Source organism: Deinococcus aquiradiocola (assembly GCF_014646915.1).
Classification (GTDB): Bacteria; Deinococcota; Deinococci; order Deinococcales; family Deinococcaceae; genus Deinococcus; species Deinococcus aquiradiocola.
On the sequence record NZ_BMOE01000010.1, the window covers coordinates 102,360 to 121,233 of the forward strand.

Here is an 18,874-nt window from a genome sequence, read left to right on the forward strand (position 1 = left end):
GGGCCAGCCGGAGGCCAACAGCGGTCACCGGCGGCCCGCGCGTTCAGGACAGAGGAGAACACCATGATTAGCGTAACGGATCTCAGAAACGGCACGAAAGTGCAGATGGACGGCGGCCTGTGGGAGTGCCTGGACTACTCGCACCTCAAGATGGGCCGCGGCGGTGCGAAGGTCGTCACGAAGTTCCGTAACCTCGAGACGGGCAGCATCGTCGACCGGACCTTCAACAGCACCGAAAAGCTGCAGGACATCTTCGTGGAGACCAAGCCCATGCAGTACCTGTACAAGGACGGCGACGACTTCATGTTCATGGACATGGAGACCTTCGATCAGGTGTCCCTGCCGCCCGTGCTGGCCGGTGACGCCGCGAAGTTCCTGAAGGAGAACATGGAGGTCGAGGTGTCCATGTTCGGCGAGAAGGCCCTCAAGATCGTGCTGCCCAACAAGGTCGTGCTGAAGATTGTCGAGACGGCCCCCGGCGTGCGCGGCGACACCGTGTCCGGCGGCACGAAGCCCGCCGTGCTGGAAGGCGGCGCGATCGTTCAGGTGCCGCTGTTCGTGGATCAGGACACCGAAGTGAACGTGGACACCCGGACCGGCGAGTACCTCAGCCGCGCCTGACGTGCCGCTCGTCTGAACGTGCCGCCCTCCCTCACGGGGGGGCGGTTTCGTCTGCATCGTTGTACCGGGTGCAAGCGGGCGGACGCGGGCCGAACGTCCGTTATGCTGTGGGCACCGAGGAACCCCCGACGTTCGCGGCCGTGCCGTCAGCCCAGCAGGACCCACGGCAGGCCGAGGCGCCGGACGCAACACAAGGAGTCGCTATGAACCCCAAAGACCTGAAAGAGATTTTGCGGGCGCTGGAAGTCGCCGACGTCCGCGAGTTCAACCTGAAGACCGCCGACTATGACCTGAGCATCCGTCGCGGCGCGGAAGCGCCCGTCGTGTACGCCCAGCCGCAGTACGCGCCCGCCCCGGTGCCCGCGCAGCAGGCCCCGGCCAGCGCGCCCGCCAGCGCCGCACCCACGCCCGCCGTGCCTGCCGCAGCCGAAACGGCGCCCGCTGCCGCCCCGGCCCCCGCGCCCGCCGCGAGCGGCACGCCCGTCAAGGCGCCCATCGTGGGGACCTTCTACACTTCCAGCAGCCCCGACGCGGCCGCGTACGTGAAGGTCGGCGACACCATCGCCGCCGGACAGGTGCTGTGCATCATCGAAGCGATGAAGCTCATGAACGAGATCGAAGCCGAAACGAGCGGCACCCTGCGCGAGATCCTCGTCAAGAACGGCGACCCGGTCGAGTACGGCCAGACGCTCTTCATCATCGAATGAGGTCGGAAGGTCAGCGGGCCCGAGGGTGCAGGGGCGTCACGCCCAGGGCGCACCCCATCCTGACCCGCTGACCCCCCGACCCTGCCGGAGGCAGACATGTTCAAGAAAATCCTGATCGCCAACCGGGGCGAGATCGCGCTGCGCGTCATCCGGACCGCCCGCGAGATGGGCGTCAAGACCGTCGTGGTGTACTCCCAGGCGGACGAGCACAGCCTGCCCGTCCTGCTCGCCGACGAGTCCGTCTGCGTCGGCCCGGCCGCCAGCAACGCCTCGTACCTGAACATCCCCAACATCCTCTCGGCCGCCCTCATGACCGGCGCCGAAGCCATCCACCCCGGGTACGGCTTCATGGCCGAGAACCCCGACTTCGCCGAGATGTGCCGCGAGCACGGCATCACCTTCATCGGCCCGACGCCCGAGAGCATGCGCGCCCTGGGCAGCAAGGCGGGCGGCCGCGAGATCGCCGCGAACAGCAACGTGCCCGTCGTGCCCGGCACCGGCGTCCTCGAAGGGACGGACGAGGCCCTCCTCGCCGCGAAGCAGATCGGCTACCCGGTGCTGCTCAAGGCCAGCGCGGGCGGCGGCGGACGCGGCCAGAAGGTCGTCCGCACCCAGGAGGAACTGAAAGCCGCGTTCGGGCAGGCTCAGGAGGAAGCGCGCCTGTACTTCGGGGACCCCGCCATCATCATGGAGAAGTTCCTGGAGGAATTCCGGCACGTCGAGGTGCAGGTCATGGGCGACGGGGAAGGCCACGTCATCCACATCGGGGAACGCGACTGCAGCATCCAGCGCCGCAACCAGAAGCTCATCGAGGAAGCCCCCAGCACCCTGCCCGACACGCTGCGTCAGGAGATCCTCGACGCGGGCGTCCGCCTCGCCCGGCACGTCAACTACGCCGGGGCAGGCACCCTGGAATTCATCGTGGACCGGGACGGCAACTACTACTTCATGGAGATGAACACCCGCATCCAGGTGGAGCACTGCGTGTCCGAAGCGATCTCCGGCCTGGACTTCGTGCGCCTGCAGCTCATGATCGCGGCCGGTGAGGGCCTGGCCCTCCAGCAGTCCGACATCACGCTGCGCGGGCACGCCATCGAGTGCCGCATCAACGCCGAGGACCCCGACAAGGACTTCCGTCCGGCCGCCGGGAAGATCGACGAGGTGCACTTCGCGGGCGGCCCCGGCGTGCGCGTCGACAGCCACGCCTACAGCGGCTACGTCATCCCGCCGCACTACGACAGCCTCATCGGCAAGCTGATCGTGCACCACGACACGCGCGAGCAGGCCATCGCCCGCATGAAGCGCGCGCTGGAGGAGACGGTCATCCAGGGACCCAAGACGACCATCCCGCTGTACGTCAAGATCATGGACAATGCCTTCTACAGGCGCGGCGCCGTCATGACGAACTTCCTGAAGACCCGCATGGAAGCCGTCTGATACGATTTTGAGCTGAACTTTTGGAGTTCAGCCGAGCGAAGCGAGCACCAACAAGTACGGTTTTGAGGAGATGGAAGGGATGTCGGCGCTGTTTCCGCCATCCCTGTAATCGGATCAAAACCGTCTGAGTCCGGATTCCGGAACCAGCCGCCCTCACGACGGACGGCCCCGGACGCTCAGCGGCGGCCTGGAATCTACGCAACGTGAAATGCCGGGCCTGCAGTGTTGCAGGCCCGGCATTCGTCTGGCTGGTCGCCCGTCCTCACGGCACGCCGTGGACCAGCGGCCCGGGTCGGGTCAGCGGCGGTCGGCCGGAGTGGTGACCACGCCGGGCGTGACCGTGACGCGCTCCTCACGGCGACGTCCGCCCAGCAGGCCGAGCAGACCGAAGAGGCCCAGGAGACCCCAGGGGATCTGCCGCGTGTCGGCCACGCCGTCGTTGTTGGTGTCGACCACACCGTCACGGTTGGGGTCGACGGCGTTGTTGACGGCGTCCTTGGTGTTCGCGGCGGCGGCGCTCGTCGCTGCGGCGGCATTGTCAACGGCCTGGCCCGTCGCGGCTGCGGCGTTGTCGACCGCCTGACCGGTGGCGGCTGCAGCGTTGTCGACGGCCTCACCGGTCGCGGCAGCGGCATTGTCCACGGCCTGACCGGTGGCGGCCGCCGCATTCTCGACTGCTTTCCCGGTGGCAGCTGCAGCGTTGTTGACAGCCTCACCGGTGGCGGCGGCGGCGTTGTCCACGGCGGCACCGGCCTTCTCGGCGGCTCCATCGTTGGCATCGGTGGACTGCACCTGAACGTAGGTGGCGCTTGGGGCGGTCGCCAGGGCGGGCGTGACGGTCAACAGCATGCTCAGCATCCAAATGTTCTTCATGGGTCTCCTGATTCCGCAATGGCGCGCCTGTCGTGTGGACGGGCGTTCCCGCGTCTGCGGGCGATGGAGCCAGTCTGAGGGCTGTCCGCCTTCAGGCCCTGAACGGCCCATAAAAAGTGATTTATGAACTATCCACTTTTCCTTGGTTTCTGATGAGAAACTTACGTGGCCTGGGCTGGCGCTTCTCACGGTCTGGATCGCCGAGCCGCACACGGTCAGCCTGCCGATCTCCGACCGGACCGGTCACGCGTCCCCACGCCGGTCCATGCGTCGTCGCGCGTCCGGGATGCAGGCGTTCCCCGGCCCGTTACGACTTCTGATGACAGTTCTTTACGGGAAGGTTCGTGAAATGTTAAAGCGGTTTCACCCGCCTGGACGCAACGGCGTATCATCCTGAATTGTCGTTCCGGCATTTCTGCCCGGACCCAGAGGTCAACCTATGAGTATCGCTTCACCCTCCCAACCGGCGGGCGGCCAGCTGCGCCGCTCCTACCTCATCATCGCGGCCGTCATCACGGCCCTCGGCGGCCTGCTGTTCGGTTTCGATACCGGCGTCATCAGCGGGGCACTGCTGTACATCAAGAAGGACTTCAACCTGACGCCGCTCATGCAGGGCGTCATCGTGTCGGCCGTGCTGGGCGGCGCGTTCTTCGGGGCGCTCGCGGGCGGGTTCCTCACGGACCGCCTCGGTCGGCGCACGAGCCTGTTCTGCACGAGTCTGCTGTTCGCGGCGGGCGCGCTGTTCACGGCGTTCGTGAACACCCCGGAACTGCTGATCGTGGGCCGCGTCATCGTGGGCCTCGCGATCGGCCTGTCGAGCTTCGTGGTGCCGCTGTACATCAGCGAGATCAGCCCGCCGCAGTACCGTGGCGCGCTCGTCACCGCGAACCAGCTGCTCATCACCATCGGCATTCTCGTCAGTTACGGCGTGAACTACGTGTTCGCGTACGACGGTGGGTGGCGCTGGATGTTCGCCATCGCCGCCATTCCGGCCCTGCTGATGTTCGCAGGCCTGTTTCTGCTGCCGGAAAGTCCGCGCTTCCTGCTGGCGCGCGGGGACGACGCGGGTGCGCGGGCCGCCGTGGCGCGCAGCACCACCAGCGACACCCTCACGGACAGCATGATGGCGGACCTGCGCCGCGAACTGCAGGCCGAGACGGGCGAAGCCTCCTGGGCGGCCCTGCTGCGCCCCGGCGTGCGCACGGCCCTCATCATCGGGGTGGGGCTGGCGATCTTCCAGCAGGTGACGGGCATCAACACCGTCATCTACTACGCCCCCACCATCTTCCAGCAGGCGGGCCTGCAGAGCGCGGGCGCGGCCATTCTCGCCACGGCCGGGATCGGCGTGGTGAACGTGCTGTTCACGGTCGTCTCGCAGTTCCTGCTGGACCGCGCGGGTCGCCGCACGCTCCTGCTGGTGGGCATCGCGGGCATGGTGCTGGGCCTCGCCGCGCTGGGCCTGTCGTTCTTCCAGAAGAGCGCCGGACTGCCGGCCGCGCTGAGCCTCGCCCTGTACATCGCGGCGTTCGCCATCGGGCTCGGGCCGGTGTTCTGGCTGCTGATCTCGGAAATCTACCCGCAGGAGGTACGTGGCCGCGCCATGAGCGTCGCCACCATGGCGAACTGGGGCAGCAACCTCATCGTGGCCCTGACCTTCCCCCTGCTGATCCAGGCGGCCGGTCCCAGCCCAACCTTCTTCATCTACGCGGCCGTGACGGTCCTCGCGTTCGTGTTCGTGCTGCGCCTCGTGCCGGAAACGAAAGGGAAGACCTTCGACCAGATTCAGGCCGACCTGAAGTAACCACGGTCGATCGGGCCGGGCGGACCGCGTGTTCGCCCGGTCTTTCTCATGCGGAGTTCACGTTCCGCTGTGGGTTGCCCCTGCGGGCGCAGTTCCGCCTGCGCGGCTGCGCTACCCTGGGCGCGTGAACGCCGCAGGACACGCACGACCACCGGGAGGACAGGAAGCATGAGGACGCTGCTGCAGGCGGAGGACCTGAGCGTCCTGTACGGGGAGCGCGTCATCCTGAACCGCCTGACCCTCACGTTCCGGCAGGGCGAGCGCGCCGCGCTGCTCGGCCGGAACGGGGCGGGCAAGACCACCCTGCTGCGCGTGCTGGCCGGTGAGCGCCGCCCGGACGACGGCATGCTGTGGCGCGAGGACGGCCTGCGGGTCGCCGTGCTGGACCAGCAGCCGGTCTTCGGGCCGGGCGTGACGGTGGCCGCCCTGATGAACGCCGCCGACCCGTACGCGCCCCTGCGGGCCGAACTGGACGCCCTCGCACCGCAGCTCGGGGACCCCGCGCGCCTCGACGCGTGGATGGCGCTGCAGCGGCGGCTGGAGGACAGCGGCGGGTACGGCTGGCCGAGCCGCGCGGCGCGCGTGTACTCGGTGCTGGACCTCGCCCGCTACCGCGAGCGGGAGGCCGCGACGCTCAGCGGCGGGGAACGCACCCGTCTGAGCCTCGCGCTCGCGCTCGTCCGGGAGCCGGACCTGCTGCTGCTCGACGAGCCCACCAACCACCTCGACATCCGCATGCGCGAGTGGCTGGAGGACGCCCTCCTGAACTTCGCGGGCGGCGTGATCCTCACGAGCCACGACCGGGAATTCCTGGACCGCGTCGCGACGCGCAGCGTCTGGATCGAACACGGGGACGCCACCGAGTACCCCGGCGGGTACAGCCGCGCCCGCAGCCTCCGTGAACTGGAGCGGCGCACGCAGGGCCGCGCGCACCGCCTCGCGCGCCGCGAGGAGGAACGCCTGAGCGGCAGCGCCGACCGCCTCGACCTGTGGGGCCGCCAGTCGCGCGCCGTCCGCTCGCGCCTCGCGCGGACCGCCGTGGTGGACGCGCCGCCCAGCGAGCGCCGCCTGCACATGCGCCTCCTGGCCGGGCAGGCCCGCGCCCGCCTGCTGCTGTGGGGCGAGCGGCTGTCACGGACGTACGCGCCGGGACCGGCGGGCGGGGAGGGCCGGACCGTGCTGCGCGGCGCGGCCCTCAAGATCCGCCAGGGGGACCGCGTCGCCCTGATGGGCGCGAACGGGACCGGCAAGACCACCCTGCTGCGCCTGCTGTCCGGCGAGGACCAGCCGGACCCCGTCACGCCGGACGGGCCGCCCGTGTTGCGCGTCGCGCCGGGCGTGAGCGTCGTCACGCTCGACCAGACGTGGCATGGCCTCGACCCGGACGAGGGCCTGTACGTGCAGTTTGATGAACGGTTCGGCGCGCGGGCCGCCGCCCTGCTGGGCCGCGCGGGTTTCCGGCCCGACGACTGGCGCAGACCGCCCGCTGAACTGTCCGGCGGCGAACGCGCCCGCGCGGGCCTCGCGCTCGTCAGTGCCCTGCGCGCGGACCTGCTGCTGCTCGACGAGCCCACCAACCACCTCGACGTGGAGGCCCTCGAAGCGCTGGAGGAGGCCGTGCAGGCGTACGGCGGCGCGGTCGTGATCGTCACGCACGACCGCCGCTTCGCGCGCGAGGTCGCCACGCGCCTGTGGATGATCGAGGACGGCACGCTGCGCGAGGTGGCCGGCTGGACCGACCGCACGCCGCTCGACCCGGCCCGCAGCCTGGACGGCGACCCGCCCCCACCCCCGCCGCCGCCCACCGCCCGCGACCAGCTGCGCGTGCAGGAAGCGAAACTCGCGGCCCTGAACGCACAGCTCGACAGCCTGACCCTCACGGGCCGCGAGGAGGCCCGTGCGCGCGCCGACCGGCACGCCGTGCAGCAGGACGTGTACGGCCTGTACGCCGAGGTGTACCACGCGCCGCAGTACGACTGGGAGCGCCGCAGCGGCCCGCTGCGCGTGCGTGCCCAGCGCTTCCCGGAGGGCGGCGCGATGTTCTGGGCCGCCCACGACCTGAGCTGCCCGCACCTCGCGTACGACGGGCAGACCCTGAGGTGGTCGGACCCGCCGCCCACGTGGTTCGGCGCGTGGATGCTCGGCGGCGCGCTGGACCTGATCCTGCTCCGCTGGGACCGGGGCCGCGTGCAGCTCGGCGAGCACGGCCCCACCCTCACGCGCCGCGCGTACTTCGAACGGCTCGGCTGGACGGGCCGCGCCCCCTGACGACCCTCCCGGCCGGACCGGGCGAGCGCCCTCACACGGCGGCGGTCCCTGCAACGGCGCGAAACGCGAGCGGCCCGCTATACTGCCCGGCATGGAAGACTTTCTCAAGGGTCGTCTGGGTGGGGAGGGCGGCTACGACATCCGCTGCTCCATCGACGGCGACCGGATCAGGGGCCGCGCAGGCGGCAAGGTGCACGGCAAGGACATCGAGCTGGAGATCACGGAGCGCGGCGTGCAGGGCACGGTCGGCAACGACCCGGTCGTCATCGAACTCGACTCCGGCGAGCTGAAGGGCAACGTCGGCAGCGAGAAGCTCACGCTGCGCGGCGTGGACCGCGTGACGGGCTTCTTCGGTGAACCGATCACCGGCTGGAACGTCGTCGCGCAGCAGCAGGGCAACGCCCTGATCGGCCGTCTGGGCAGCACGGTTCTCGGCCGTGACTTCCAGCTGGAGCTCGGCTCCGCGCCCGGCTGGGTCGGCGCGCTGGTCGCCGTGGTCGCCTTCTACGCGCTGGAACCCCGCGCGAGCGCCAACCGCTGACCACCCGCTGAACCGTGCCCCGCTGACGGCCTGACCGTCACCGCCCACCGAAACGCCGCCCGGGATCACCGGGCGGCGTTCTGCTGCCGTGCTTCCGTGCCCCGGGAGGCGGGCTGCCTCCAGGCCGTCACCAGCGGTACACGTAACTGAAGTTGAACTTGGTGCTGATGCCGGACTGCACGCCCAGCGCGACGCTGCTGCGGTTCGTGAAGTTGTACGCGGCCGAGAAGGACGGCTGCAGCGTGCTGAAATCCAGGCCCGTGAGCGGCGTGCTGGCCTTGAAGGTGAAGCGGTTGTCAGGCGTGGTGTACGTGGCGTCCAGCAGGCCCTGGCCGCTCAGGTCCACGCGGTACTGCAGGTACAGTTCCCGCGTCAGGTACGAGCCGACCGTGAAGGTCGCGCCGAACCCGCTGCTGCCGTTCTCGCCGGGCAGGGCCGCGTTGATCTTGAAGACGTCCACGCCGAGCGCGCGGGCGACGTTGCGCTGCAGTTCGCCCAGCACGAACAGGTTCAGGGCCGTCTTGAGGGCGCTGGTGCCGAAGGTGCCGAGATTGCTCGGCAGCGAGGTCACGTCGGGCGTGCCGACCGCGACCAGCGAGTACAGCTGCGCTTCGGCGTTCGGGTTGGCGCTCGACAGGTCCACGCTGGCGCCCGTGCAGCCGCGCACGCACGTGAGGTGCGTGTCGAGACTCAGGGCGTTCGTGCCGTTGGGCTGAGGGCCGAACCCGCCGTCCAGCGTGAGGTTCACGCCGACCAGTCCGCCTTCCGGGAGCGGCACGTCGCCGGTCGCGGACACCGCGATCTTCGGGTACAGCGAGGTCCCGTCGAAGACGGCGCTGCCGGAATCGATGTTGAAGGAGTTGTCGCGCAGGTCCACGCTGCCGCGAATGGCCTTGACGCTCCCCGCGAGTTTCGGGGTGCTGCCCGTCCCGCTGAGGGTCAGGTCGCCGCTCAGTTCGGCCCGCCCGATGGATTCGTCCACGCGGATGCCGTTCGGCGCGGTGATGGGGATGTTCTGGAAGACCACGCGCGACAGCAGCGGGCTGACGCGGCGCGCGGCGGCCACCTGCTCGGCCGTGCGCGGGAAGGTCGTGAGTTCTTCCGGGAGGGGGCTGTTGTACGGCACGCTGCCGTCCGTGCCGGTGCCGGTGGACGCGCCTCCTCCGGCCATGCCGGTGCTGCCGCTGGGGGCGGGGATGACGGCGGTGCTGCCGGTGCCGCCCGTGCCGAGCACGAGGCTCTGCACGCCGACCGCGCCGCTCACGAGGATCGGGCCGTCGTTGTTCGGCCGGGCCTGCTCCACCGCCGTGAGGTCCGCGTTGATGCGGCTCTCGCGGCCGTAGATCAGGCTGATCGGCAGGTTGAAGTTCCGGGCGGTGAGGCGCAGGTCGTAGCGCGGCGAGAGGCTGCCCTGCACGCTCAGGCTGCCCACCCCGAGGCCGCCGACCGCCTGGGCGTTCACGGCGTACCCTTCGCGTGTCGTCCCGGCGTTCTCCTGCGTGACGTTCGCCACGACGTTCTCGATGCGGCCCAGGCCCTGCGGGACGAGCAGGCCCCGGTACTCGACGTTCAGGCCGCGCAGCCGGAGGGTGTCGAGCCGCCCGCCGATGTTCACGGTGCCGTCCGCGCCGACGCTGCCGCCCGCCTGCACGCGGCCCTGCACCGTGAACAGGCCACTGTCCGGCAGGGTGCCGCTCAGGGAAGGGATACGCAGGCTGATGCTGCCGAGCGCGCCGCTCAGGTCGCTGCCGCTCACGTTGCCGACAGGCCGGTCGTAGGTGCCCGCCACGTTCACGCTCAGGGTGCCCTGCAGGCTCGGGGACTGCTCGCGCAGGCTGGGAATGAACAGCAGCACGGGCGTGAAGGTGGTGTTCTGGAAGGCGGCCGTCACGTTGACGGCGCGGCGCGTGTACTGCCCGGTCACGTCCCAGCGGCCCGCGCCGCTGAGGTGCAGGTCGATGTTCCGCAGTTCGCGCTGGCCGTACTGCACGCTGCCGCTCCCGGCGAGCGTCTGCACGACCCGCTGCGGGGCCGCGCCCGTGCCGGACGCCGTGGAGCCGGACGCGGGAGGGGTCGTGGCCGGCTTGCCGTTCGTCGCCGTGGTCGCGGCGGGCGTGACGAGCATGGTGCTCGTGACCGTCACGCGCTCCGCGACGATGTTCACGTCGCCCGCCAGCGGGTCCGCGACCGGCAGACGGAACCGCGCGAGGCCCGTCACGAGGCCCTGACCGGGCAGCACGCCGCTGAACGCCGACAGGAACGCGTCCACCGGCAGGCCCCGCATCTGGAAGGTGCCGGCCAGGATGCCGTTCGAGAGAGAAGCCGTCAGCAGCGAACTCGCGGCACTGCTCGTGCCCAGCGACCCGCGGATGCGCCAGTCGCTCGTGAGGAGCGAGTTGCGGCCCACCAGCGAACCGTCCCCGACGAGCGTCCCGTCGAGTCTCGCGGCGAGCACCGTGTCACCCAGCCGCAGTGCCGGGGAGCGCAGCATGAAGGTCCCGCCGCCGTCCGACACGGCCAGGTCGCCACTCACGCGGCCGCTCAGGTTCGGGGCGACCTTCAGGCCCTGCAGGTTCAGGCCGTCGAGGTTCGCGCGCAGGCTGTACCCGTCCCCGGTGGGCTTCACGCCCGTCAGGGCCGTCAGGCCCGGCAGCAGGTCCGCGAGCCCGCCGCTGCCGTCCAGGCTGACCTGCGTGCCGCTGTTGCTGCTCTCGGACCCGGCGGCCGCCTGCACCGCGAAGCTCTGGCCGGTCAGGGTGACGGTGCCGTTCAAGCGGGCGCGCAGCCCGCCCAGCGACAGGCCGAGCGCCTGCGTGCGGAGCGTGCCGTTCAGGCCGCGCGCGTCGAGCGTCACGTCCGCGTCGAGCGTCCCGCCCGCCCGGACGACGCCCGGCACGGGAACGCTGCCGGTGGCGGTGGTGCCCGTCCCGGTGCTGCCCGCGACCGGCATGGTGACGGTGCCGGTCTGCGCGGGCTGCGTGAGGTGCGCCTGCAGCGCGCCCCGGTACGCGCCGCCCCGGCCCGCCTGCGCGAGCGTCAGGGCCGCCGTGCCCAGCTCGGACGTAAGGGTGGCGTTGCCGCCAAGCACGCCGTCCGTCAGGGTGGCGAGGCCCGCCACGCTGCCCGTGAGCGGCAGGTTCACGACCGGAACCGTGTACCCGGTCTGCAGGTCCCGCAGGCCGAAGGTCACGTTGCCCGTCAGGGTCCTGGTGTTGACGGTCCCGGTCGCGTTCAGCGTCCCGGCGAGCGTCGAGATGTTCAGCCCGCCGAGCGACAGGCCCGGCAGGTTCACGCCGAGCTGCGTGCCGTCCCAGCGGACGCGGCCCGTCGCGGTGCCGTCCGTGACGTTCACGTCCGCGCCCGTCAGTCCGGCCGTGCCGCTGGCGCGCCAGGAGCCGCGCGTCACGTCGAGGGCCGCGACCGGCTGACCGGACGGGCCGGACAGCGCCACCTTCACGCTCGCCTCGGGCCGCGCGTACGTCACCTGACCCTCCCACAGGGAGCGCGTCAGGTCGAGGTTCAGGACGCCGCTCGCCTGCGCGTCCGGGCCGTCCGTGAGGCGCAGCTGCACGTTCTGCCGGTTCGCGACGACGCGCACGCCCGCCCCGCCCAGCCCGAGCGACCCGGCCAGCATCGGCTGCACGACCGGGCCGCTCAGCACGAGGTGCGCCGTGTCCGTGAGCACGCCGGACGGACCGCCCGTCACGTCCAGCGTGCCGGTCCAGCCGTTGCGGAGACTGCCGGTGCTCGCGAGCGTCGCCGCGAAGCCCGCCGCGTCCGCCGTGCCGGACAGCGCGATGCTGCCGCCCGCGTACGCCGCCTTCAGGTCCGACGTGACGCCCGCGCCCGCCAGGTGAAGGGCCGCGCTGCCGGTGCCGGTCAGGGTGGCGCGGCCCGTGGCGCTCGCCGTGAGGCCGTACCCGGCCGCGCGCAGGTCCGTGAAGGTCAGCGTCCCGCGCTGCAGTGTCCCGGTCGCCTGTCCCGCCTGCGTGAGCGTGCCGGTCAGGGCGTTCAGGCCGCCGCCCCTGCCGGTGAGGGGGCCGTTCACGGCGAGGCTCACGTCCTGCACGTTCACGCCGGACACGGTCACGGTGTTCAGGGCCGCGCCCGCACTCACGTTCAGGCTGCCGAGCGGGCCGCTGACGGTCACGTCGGCGCTCGCGTCTCCCTGCGCGCCCAGCAGGCCGAGCGGCGTGAGGTGCGCCTGCAGCAGCACGCTCGGCACGAAGCCCGCGAGCTTCAGCGTGCCGCTCCCCAGGCTGCCCGCCTGCAGGCGGTACGTGCCGCTCCCGTCACCCTGTACCTGCACCGGCTCCTGCAGGGCGGCGAGCTGCGCGGTGGCGCGGCCCGCCAGGTTCGGCCAGCTGCCGTTCAGGTCGAGCTGCACGCGGTTCTGGCCCTGCGCGGCCGTGCCGTACACGCGGACGTCCGCAGCGGGAGGGGAGAGGCGCACGTTCCTGGCTTCGGCCAGCACGCGGCCCGCGTACCCGCCGCGCAGGGTCGCGGCGGCGTTCAGGCGCGGGTCGGTCGCGCGGCCCGCCACGTCCAGCTGCGCCACGAATTCCGGCCGGGTGACATTCAGTCGGCCTGTCACGTTCGGGCTGGCGGCGGGACCGGTGAGGGTCAGGGTGCCGTCCAGCGTGTCGATGCCGAGCGCCGCGGGTTTCATGCCGTTCACCGCGACCTCTACGCCTTCCGGCAGGCTGCCGCGCGCGCTGAGCGTCCCGCCGAACACCTCACCCTGCAGGTCCGCCTGCGTCACGGACGGCGTGTACAGCGCCGAGCCGCTCAGCGTGAACGCGCCCGTCTGCGCGGCGCGGCCCGACACCTGCAGGCCCGAGGCGCGCACCTGCCGCAGGCCGAGGGTCGTGGAGCCGTCCACCGTCACCTGCCCGGCGAGGGTCAGGGCGTCCACGCCCGCCGATTCCGGCAGGAGCCGCGCGACGCTCGCGCCGCTGCTGCCGAGGTCCGCGTGGTACGTGCCGTCCACGAGCGTCGCCGTGCCGCGCAGGCGCCGCCCCGCGAGATTCAGGGCGGCGTTCCCGGCCGCGTACCTCGCCTGCACCGCGCCGCTCAGCTCTCCGGCCGTGTCGAGCAGGTCGCCCTTCACGCTGGTCTGCACGGCATTCCAGGCCGCGCCGCCCAGCGAGGCGTCTGCCGTGAGCGTCAGCTGCCGGGGCCGTCCCCAGAAGGCGCCCAGGTCGAGCGTCTGCAGCGCGAGCGTCCCGCCGGGCCGCAGCGGCAGGCTGGCGGGGAAGGTGCCGCGCACCTGTGCCTGCCCGAGTGCCGCGTCCAGCGCGAGCGTCCCGCTGCCGGTCACGTGCGCCTGCAGCGCCTGCCCCGAGACGTTCCCCGCGAGCCGCAGGTCCCCCAGGAAGCCGGACGCCTGACTCCAGCCGAAGGGGCCGTCCAGCTGTACCGTCTGCGTGCCGCTGCGGTACGGGGCGTGCAGCGTGAAGCGGGCGGCCAGCAGCCCGGCCGGGCCGAGCGTGTTGCCCAGCTGCCCGCGCGCCGTGCCCGACAGCTGCTCGCCGCTCGCCTCGACCTTCCAGTCGCGCCCCAGCAGGTGCGCCGTGACACGGCTGCCCTGCGCGTCCAGCCCGCGCGGCCCGCCCGTCGTCACGCCGCTCAGGCGCAGGTCCGGGCGGCCCACGCTGCCGGTCGCGGCGAGCGTGTACCCGCCCGCGAGGTAATCGCTGACGGTGACCGGCCCGGAGAGGTTCAGGGCGGGCAGGACCGTGCCGCTCACGCGGGCACTCGCGACGCCCGCCAGGGCCGCCGACGCCTCCTGCACGCTGAGCGTCCCGGCGCGGTACCGGGCGGGCAGCGTGAAGTCCACGCCCGCCACGCGCCCGGACGCGTTCACGCGCAGGTCCGTGAAGGTCCCGCCGAGCGTGCCGCCGACGGTGCCCGCACTGCCGATCAATGCGCGCGTGTCCGGCGCCGCGAACCGGCCCGCGACGCTCCACGCCGCTCCGGCCACGGCGGGACCGCTGGCGTTCACGTTCACGTTCAGGCCCGCCACGTCGCCCGTCACGTCCAGCCGGGCGGGCTTCAGGCCGCCCTGCGCGGACAGCGACACCGTGCGGCCCGCATACGCGCCGTTCACGTCCAGCGTGGCCCGCGTCCGCAGGTCACCGCGCAGGGACGCGCGCAGATCGCCGTACGCCAGGACGGCGTTCGCGGCCGGGTACAGCGGCCCGCGCACCGTGAGGGCCGTGCCGCCCAGCGTGCTGCCGAGGTCGGCGGCCAGCGTGCCGCCCGAGAGGGTCAGCGTGCCGCGCGCCGCCTGCCCGGCCGCCGTGAGGTTCAGGTTCACGCGGCCCTCCCCGCGGTCCAGTGCGGTGCTGAAGCCTTCACTCAGGCGCGGGAGGCGCAGGTCCGCCGTGACGCTCCCCGTCAGGGCCGTGCCCTGCAGGAAGGGCTGCACGGCCCGCGCGTCAATCCGCGCGCCGCGCACCGCGAGCGCCCCACCGTCGTACGTCACGGGGACGCGCGTGCCCGGATGCGTCAGCACCCCGGACGCGGCCAGCCCGCCGCTCCAGTTCACGTGTGCCTGCAGGCCCAGCGGCGCGCCCGCGTACCGCGTGCCGAGCAGCGCCACGTCCGCCGACCCGGCCTTCAGGGTGGCCGTCACGCGGCCCGGCACGGTCACGGCGCGCACCTGCGCGGGCAGCAGCGCCAGCAGGGGAGACGCAGGCGCGCTCAGCGTGCCGTTCAGGGCGGGCAGGACCTGCACAGACCCGCTCAGCGGGCCGCCCGCGACGGTCGTGAGGGCCGCGCCGCGCCCCGCGAGCGTCACCGCGCCCGGCTGGGACCCGTACACGTACCGCAGTCGCGCCTGCCCGGACCACGCGCCCGTGTACGTCAGGCCCCCCAGGTTCACGCGGAGCGGCGTGACGCTCGCCTGCAGCGGCAGCAACTGTGCCGGGACGCTCAACAGCCCGCCGTACGCCTGGGGTTTCAGGGTCACGGTGCCGCGCAGGTCCGTGCCGCTGCCGGACGCCGACACGCTCAGCTGCGGGCCGTCCACGCTGACGTTCAGGCCGGTGAGGGTGGTGGGGAGGCGCAACCTTCCCGACGCGAGCAGCGTGTGCGCCGCGAGCGTGCCGCTCGCCGTGAACCGCCCGGCCCGCGCCACCACGCGCAGCGGCCCGGCGTTCAGCGTGCCGCTCAGCAGGCCGCCCGCCGCGCTCAGGTTCCCGCGCAGCGTCTGCCCGGCCACCCGCAACCCGTTCGCCTGCACCGTGAAGTCCTGCAGGCCGCGCAGCGTGACGCGCGCACTGCCGCCCGCCCCGTCCGACGCGAGCAGGTCCGCGCGCGGCGACGCGCCCTTCCCGCTCACCGTGCCCTGCAGGTACACGCCCGCCAGCGGGCCGCGCACGCTCAGGTCGTACGTCACGGTGTTGGCGTCCAGCGTACCGCTCGCGCGCAGGCCGTCCGCGCTGCTGAGCGTCGTCTGCAGCGCCGTCCACGGGCCGTTCACGGCCGCGCGGTACGGGCCGAGGTTGCCGCTCGCGGCGAGGCGGCCGGTCCAGCCGGGACCGTACGCGCCGTTCACGGTGAGCGCGCCGCTCTGCCCGTACCCGCCGAGGGCCTGCGTGCCGTTCACGCGCAGCGTCCCGCCCGCGTACGCGAGGCTGAGCGCGCCGTACGTGCCGCTCACCGTGGGGGAGGGCGTGAGCGTCCCGGCCAGCGCGACCCGCTGCGCGGGCAGCGTGAAGCCGCCCAGCATCAGGGGCGTCAGCGTGCCGTTCACGCTCGCCTGCACGCGGCCGTACGGGCCGTACACCTGCGCCCGCAGCGACTGCGCGGGGACGGAAGGCACGGCCAGCGTCACGGGTCCGGCGAGGTTCAGGTCCGGGTACACGCGGCCCGACACGCGCGCCGACACCTGCCCGGCCGTGCCGGTGCGGTACGTCACGTCACTGACGGTCGTGAGCTGCCCGGACTGCCGCGTCACGCGGCCGTTCACGGACGCGCCGAACCCGCTGCCCGCCACGTCGATGACGCCGCCCTGCCCGGCCAGGTTCAGGCGGGCCGTGCCGTTCAGGTTGCCGCCCACCAGGGGCCGCAGCGCGGCGAGGTTCACGTTGCCCGTCGCCGTCCAGTCCTGCCCGTCCAGGGTGCCGCGTGCGACGCTGCCCGCCGTGTTCAGCGTGAAGTTCACGCCCCGGTTCACGGTCACGGTGCCGCTCACGTCCGCGCCCTGCACGTTCGCGCTGGTCGGAAATCCCGCCGTGAGGCGCGTGCGGGCGTTCACGGTCACGCCGCCCTGCACGGCGCGCACGTCCACGTGGTCGCCCAGGCCCGTCAGGGTGGCGGTGCCTCGGCCGCCCGTGGCGCGCAGCGTGCCGCTCGCGCGCAGCGCCGTCGTGATGGCGAGCGTGCCGCGCAGGTCGTACCCCAGGGCGCTCAGGCCGCTGCTGTTCACGGCGAAGGTCTGGTCGCGCCATGTGGCCGTCCCGCCCGCGAAGGTCCAGTCGGCCCGGCGGCGCTGCCAGTTGAGGGTCAGCGGCCCGCTCGGCTGGCTGCCGAGGAGCGGCACGGCGGCCCGCACGTTGCCGCTGAAGCTCGCCTCCGGCACCTTGAGGGCCCCGGACCCGCTCAGGAGGACGCTCGTGACGGGGAGGTCCGTCGCCGACCACGTGCCGCGCAACTGCCGGTCGAGGTTCAGCTGCAGCGGTCCCAGGTCGGCGCGCAGCCCGGACCGGTCGAAGACGGCGCGTCCCGCGAGGTTCACCGGTCCGGCCCTGCCGCCGCTCAGCAGGATGTTCAGCCGGTCGAGGGTGCCCTGCGCGCTCAGGTCGCCGCTCACGCTGTAGAAGTCCGGCGACGCGCGCAGCGTCACGGCCCTGTCGCCCAGGCCCAGGCTGCCGCGCAGCGGTCCGCCCAGCGCCGAGCCCTGCGCGCTGATGACGTTGCGGGCACTGATCACGCCGTGAAGGTCGAGCGGCCGCGTGAGGAGGTTCCCGGTCCACGCGAGCGTCCCGTGCCGGTTGAAGGTCCAGTCGCCCGACAGCGTCTGCCGGCCCTGGAAGGTCGTCTGCGCCTGGAAGTGCAGGTCGTTGCGGCGCTCCTGCGTGTCCCGGAAGTACCGGTACGTGGCGTTCAGGTCGTGGAAGGGCAGCACGCTGAACTCACCGGAGGGACTGAGGATGTCGGCGTTCACGGTCACGGTGTTCCACCCGAAGGCGTGCGCCGAGACGCGCGCCACGCCCCGCCCGCCCTGCCCGAGCGCCTTCCCGAGCGCCGAGAGCTGCGGGGCGGCCGACGCGCGGATGTCCCAGCTGTGGCCTTTCAGGTCCACGCGGCCGTGCGCCGTGACGGGACCCGCCCAGCCGGTGCCGGACAGGCCGAGCGTGATCAGGTCGCCCCGGTGCCGCACCTGCCCGCCGATGCCCGTCACCTTCACGAAGGTCGCGCCGGGCACGGCGAGGCTCGCGCCGCTGAGCGTCAGGTCGCCCGACACCGGCCCCTGCCCGAAGCGGTACTGGCCGCGCACGCGCCCGCCCGTGATGCCGCCCACCTGCTTGTCGTGCCAGTAGTGGTTCAGGGCGCGGGCGTCCGCGTCGATGTCGGCCGTCCCGACGAACGCGCCGGACGCCGTGCTGTACTTCAGCAGCACGTTCAGCGGTCCGTCCGTGGTGCGGCCCGTGACGCTCAGCGCGTCCTGACCGCCCGCGCGGCTGCTCTGCACGGCGAACTGCCCGCTCGGCACGTCGAAGCCCTGCCCGTCCACCACGAGGCGCGTGTTCTGCACGTCGATGAGGCCCGGCAGGATGTTCACGGCCGCCGCGCCACCCTGCGGTCCGCCCAGCAGCTTCTTGAGGTTCAGGTTCAGTGCCGCGTCCCGCACCTTCAGGTCGAGCTTCACGGTGCGGCGCAGCAGGTCCACGCCACTCAGGCGCGCGCCCGCCTGCCCGGCCTGCAGCGTCAGGCCCGGCACGTCCACGTTCACGTCCGTCAGGGTCGGCGCCCACAGCGGCCCACCCACCCGTCCGGCCGTGACGTGCGTCGTCCCGCCCAGACTGCCCAGCACCCGCTGACCGAACAGCGCCGGACCGAACAGCAGCAGGGTCAGCAGCGCGAGCAGCAGCACCCCCAGCACGGTCCACAGCACGGGACGGGAGCGGGTGGGCGACGTGGGATGTTCGGGAGCCGCTTCGGTCACGGAAGGCCGACAGGGACAGCGGAAATGGCGGCGGGCCGGGCGTTCACAGTCACCTCCTCAGTCTACCCGTCCGTGCATGAGTTCACGGTTTGGGCAAGCGTTCATGTGCACGTCCCGTCGTCCCGTCCGGCGCGTCCCGGACTGCTACACTCCCCCCTGTATGCGGATCGTGGCGCTGGTGGCGGGAAGGGTGACGGGGGTCGGGTACCGCCGTTTCGTGCAGGGCAAGGCCCGTGATCTGGGGCTGGCGGGCAGCGCCGAGAACCTCACGGACGGCCGGGTGGAGGTCGTCGCGGAGGGAGAGCGTCCCGAACTGGAGCGCCTGCTGCACTGGCTGCACCGTGGCCCGGCGCACGCCCGCGTGACGCAGGTGGACGTGCAGTGGACCGAGGCGACCGGCCTGAGCGAGTTTCACATCTTCTGAGCGGCCCGGCGCGGTGTGCGGCCCGTTG

9 protein-coding genes are annotated in these 18,874 nt (G+C 72.3%); 7 read left to right on the plus strand and 2 right to left on the minus strand.

Annotated elements, in window-relative coordinates; all coding sequences use genetic code 11:
• Nucleotides 1-63: 63 nt before the first annotated feature.
• The 3 genes from efp to accC all read left to right on the plus strand — a co-directional run bounded on the left by efp (nt 64) and on the right by accC (nt 2,765).
• The gene (gene efp, locus IEY33_RS14000) at nt 64-621 is read left to right on the plus strand and encodes an elongation factor P (protein WP_188963902.1); all 558 of its coding nucleotides are present in this window, start codon (nt 64-66) and stop codon (nt 619-621) included.
• A gap of 203 nt (nt 622-824) precedes the next feature.
• On the plus strand, nt 825-1,328 hold the full coding sequence (gene accB / locus IEY33_RS14005) for an acetyl-CoA carboxylase biotin carboxyl carrier protein (protein WP_188963903.1): 504 nt from the start codon (nt 825-827) through the stop codon (nt 1,326-1,328).
• Between the two features lie 96 nt (nt 1,329-1,424).
• Nucleotides 1,425-2,765 carry an acetyl-CoA carboxylase biotin carboxylase subunit gene (gene accC / locus IEY33_RS14010; protein WP_188963904.1) on the plus strand — a complete coding sequence of 447 codons (1,341 nt, stop codon included), beginning with the start codon at nt 1,425-1,427 and terminating at the stop codon, nt 2,763-2,765.
• A gap of 297 nt (nt 2,766-3,062) precedes the next feature.
• Here the strand turns inward: accC and IEY33_RS19345 are convergent, their stop codons facing one another.
• On the minus strand, nt 3,063-3,638 hold the full coding sequence (locus IEY33_RS19345) for a hypothetical protein (RefSeq protein WP_229671024.1): 576 nt from the start codon (nt 3,636-3,638) through the stop codon (nt 3,063-3,065).
• Between the two features lie 439 nt (nt 3,639-4,077).
• Here IEY33_RS19345 and IEY33_RS14020 point away from each other — a divergent pair, with 439 nt between their 5' ends.
• The 3 genes from IEY33_RS14020 (at nt 4,078) to IEY33_RS14030 (ending at nt 8,248) form a co-directional block, all read left to right on the plus strand.
• Nucleotides 4,078-5,439, plus strand: coding sequence for a sugar porter family MFS transporter (locus IEY33_RS14020; protein ID WP_188963905.1), 1,362 nt, complete (start codon nt 4,078-4,080; stop codon nt 5,437-5,439).
• A gap of 168 nt (nt 5,440-5,607) precedes the next feature.
• The gene (locus IEY33_RS14025) at nt 5,608-7,707 is read left to right on the plus strand and encodes an ABC-F family ATP-binding cassette domain-containing protein (protein ID WP_188963906.1); all 2,100 of its coding nucleotides are present in this window, start codon (nt 5,608-5,610) and stop codon (nt 7,705-7,707) included.
• 91 nt (nt 7,708-7,798) lie between these two features.
• On the plus strand, nt 7,799-8,248 hold the full coding sequence (locus tag IEY33_RS14030) for a hypothetical protein (protein WP_188963907.1): 450 nt from the start codon (nt 7,799-7,801) through the stop codon (nt 8,246-8,248).
• 127 nt (nt 8,249-8,375) lie between these two features.
• Here the strand turns inward: IEY33_RS14030 and IEY33_RS14035 are convergent, their stop codons facing one another.
• On the minus strand, nt 8,376-18,422 hold the full coding sequence (locus IEY33_RS14035; protein ID WP_188963908.1) for a translocation/assembly module TamB domain-containing protein: 10,047 nt from the start codon (nt 18,420-18,422) through the stop codon (nt 8,376-8,378).
• 160 nt (nt 18,423-18,582) lie between these two features.
• Here IEY33_RS14035 and IEY33_RS14040 point away from each other — a divergent pair, with 160 nt between their 5' ends.
• Nucleotides 18,583-18,846 (plus strand): acylphosphatase, encoded by a 264-nt coding sequence (locus tag IEY33_RS14040; RefSeq protein ID WP_188963909.1) that lies wholly within the window; start codon nt 18,583-18,585, stop codon nt 18,844-18,846.
• Nucleotides 18,847-18,874 lie beyond the last annotated feature (28 nt).

What these genes read in the sequence shown, in the direction of transcription:
- IEY33_RS14040 (WP_188963909.1), top strand. Translation starts at nt 18,583, where the DNA reads ATGCGGATCGTGGCGCTGGTGGCGGGAAGGGTGACGGGGGTCGGGTAC.
- IEY33_RS14020 (WP_188963905.1), top strand. Translation starts at nt 4,078, where the DNA reads ATGAGTATCGCTTCACCCTCCCAACCGGCGGGCGGCCAGCTGCGCCGC.
- efp (WP_188963902.1), top strand. Translation starts at nt 64, where the DNA reads ATGATTAGCGTAACGGATCTCAGAAACGGCACGAAAGTGCAGATGGAC.
- IEY33_RS14025 (WP_188963906.1), top strand. Translation starts at nt 5,608, where the DNA reads ATGAGGACGCTGCTGCAGGCGGAGGACCTGAGCGTCCTGTACGGGGAG.
- IEY33_RS14030 (WP_188963907.1), top strand. Translation starts at nt 7,799, where the DNA reads ATGGAAGACTTTCTCAAGGGTCGTCTGGGTGGGGAGGGCGGCTACGAC.
- IEY33_RS19345 (WP_229671024.1), bottom strand. Translation starts at nt 3,638, where the DNA reads ATGAAGAACATTTGGATGCTGAGCATGCTGTTGACCGTCACGCCCGCC.
- accC (WP_188963904.1), top strand. Translation starts at nt 1,425, where the DNA reads ATGTTCAAGAAAATCCTGATCGCCAACCGGGGCGAGATCGCGCTGCGC.
- accB (WP_188963903.1), top strand. Translation starts at nt 825, where the DNA reads ATGAACCCCAAAGACCTGAAAGAGATTTTGCGGGCGCTGGAAGTCGCC.